Source organism: Nesterenkonia sp. F (assembly GCF_000220985.1).
Lineage (GTDB): Bacteria > Actinomycetota > Actinomycetes > Actinomycetales > Micrococcaceae > Nesterenkonia.
In genome coordinates, this window is sequence record NZ_AFRW01000044.1 from 1 (window position 1) to 2,063 (window position 2,063).

The window sequence follows — 2,063 nt, forward strand, 5'->3', positions numbered from 1 at the left end:
CGTCCGGGTTGACCGGCGCCGAGGCGTCGGCGGTCATCAGGCCCAGCTGATGGCCGGCGTCGTCGGCCAGGAAGGCGACCCAGCCCAGGTTCATGACGAGTTCCATGCCCAGCACCTCAGAGTGCTGACGGGCGGCGGCGTCGACGTCGTCGACGGTGAGCATCGGGGCGATCCTCTCGATGGACATGAGGCTATGGCACCAGATCCTGCTCGGTCCGGGCCAGGGGTGAGGGCCGCCGCCTATAGGCTGGGCCGGTGATCGACCTCGACCTGATGACCTGGATCCTGCTGGCCTGCGGTGCGCTGATCGTCGGCCTGTCCAAGACCGCGGTGCCCGGTGCGGGCGCTCTGGCGGTCGCGGTCTTCGCCGCCGCGCTGCCGGCGCGCGAGTCGACCGCGGCGCTGCTGGTGCTGCTCATCGTCGGCGACCTCTTCGCCGTCTGGATGTATCGCCATGACGTCGACTGGGCCACGCTCCGGCGCCTGGTCCCGGCGGTGCTGGTCGGGCTGCTGGTCGGAGCGGTCTTCCTCGGGGTGGCCGACGACGCCGTCGTCCGCCGGGTGATCGGAGCGATCCTGCTGGCGCTGCTGGGGCTGACCCTGTGGCGGCGGCGCACCGCGGCGAAGCCGTCCTCAGGGCGTGCCGCCGCGTTCGGCTACGGCTGGCTGGGCGGATTCACCACGATGGTCGCCAACGCCGGCGGCCCGGTGATGAGCATGTACCTGCTGGCCAAGCAGCTGCCGGTGCGAACCTTCCTGGGCACCGCCGCATGGTTCTTCTTCGCGATCAACCTGACCAAGGTCCCCTTCCAGATCGGACTGGGGCTGCTGGACGCTCGGGTCGCGCTGATCGCGGCGGTCCTGGTCCCCGCCGTCGTCGTCGCCGCCTTCGCCGGCCGCTGGCTGGCGGTGCGGATCTCGCAGCGGCTCTTCGACCGGCTGGTGCTGGTGCTCACCGCCGTCGGCGCGGTGAACCTGCTGCTCTGAGGCTGCCGACGACCGCTCTTTCCAGCCCTGACGGGGTGTCACGTCCGGACCGGGATGTCACGGGCTCACAGGCGCGTGACATCCCGGTCCGGACGTGACATGACCTCGCAGTCGACGGGAGCGCACCGGAATGCGTCGGCGTCGGGGCGTGTTGCCGTGGACATGCGTGCCATGACCTACTCCGCATACGGAGACCCGCAGAACCTGACCCTGACCGAGATGCCGGCGCCGAAGGTCGGCCCGGGCTGGGTGCTGATCGCCGTCGAGCGCGCGGCGGTCAACCCCGTGGACTGGAAACTGATGGCCGGCGGGCTGGACGCCATGATGGACATCGTCTTCCCGGCGACCCCCGGGTGGGACGTCTCCGGCGTCGTCGAGGCCGTCGGTCCCGACACGCCCGAGTTCGCCGTCGGCGACCGCGTCGCCTCGTACGCGCGCAAGGACTACGTCCACGGCGGCACCTACGCCGAGCATGTGGCCGTGCCGGCGACGTCGGTGGCGAAGGTCCCCGAGACGGTGGACCTGGCGACCGCCGCCGGGCTGCCGCTGGTCGGACTCACCGCGAAGCGCTCGCTGGAGACCCTGGACCTCACCGCCGACGACACGCTGCTCATCCATGCCGCCTCCGGCGGAGTGGGCCACCTGGCCGCGCAGCTCGCCGTCGGCGCCGGCGCCCGGGTGATCGGCACCGCCTCCGAAGCCAACCATCAGCGGCTGCGGGACCTCGGCGTCGAGCCCGTGGTCTACGGCGACGGCCTGGTCGAGCGTGTCCGCGAGCTGGCGCCGCAGGGGGTGACGACGGTGGCCGACTTCGTCGGCGGCGTGGTCGAGGAGACCACCGCGGTGCTGGCCGAGGGCGGTCGGCACATCTCCATCGCCGATCCGTCGGTGGAGCAGCGCGGCGGCCGCTGGGTCTGGGTCCGTCCGGACGGCCCGCGGCTGGCCGGGCTGCTGGACCAGTTCGCCGGCGGCACGCTCGAGCTCGTCGTCGACCGGACGTTCCCGCTCGCCGAGGCCGCCGAGGCCATGGAGGTCAGCCGCCGCGGCGAGGCGAACGGCAAGCTGCTCATCGATCC

Annotated in this window: 2 protein-coding genes and 1 pseudogene; 2 read left to right on the forward strand and 1 reads right to left on the reverse strand. The window is 72.2% G+C overall.

Annotation, left to right across the window (positions count from 1 at the left end; translation table 11 throughout):
- Positions 1-187 (reverse strand): annotated as a pseudogene (locus tag GU5_RS0103875) (glyoxalase); the annotation flags it as partial.
- 68 nt (positions 188-255) lie between these two features.
- On the opposite strand from GU5_RS0103875, the gene GU5_RS0103885 reads away from it, so the two are divergent.
- On the forward strand, positions 256-987 hold the full coding sequence (locus tag GU5_RS0103885) for a TSUP family transporter (protein ID WP_010524268.1): 732 nt from the start codon (positions 256-258) through the stop codon (positions 985-987).
- A gap of 171 nt (positions 988-1,158) precedes the next feature.
- Positions 1,159-2,063: zinc-binding dehydrogenase (locus tag GU5_RS0103890; protein ID WP_010524269.1), on the forward strand; the 905-nt coding region annotated here is incomplete at its 3' end.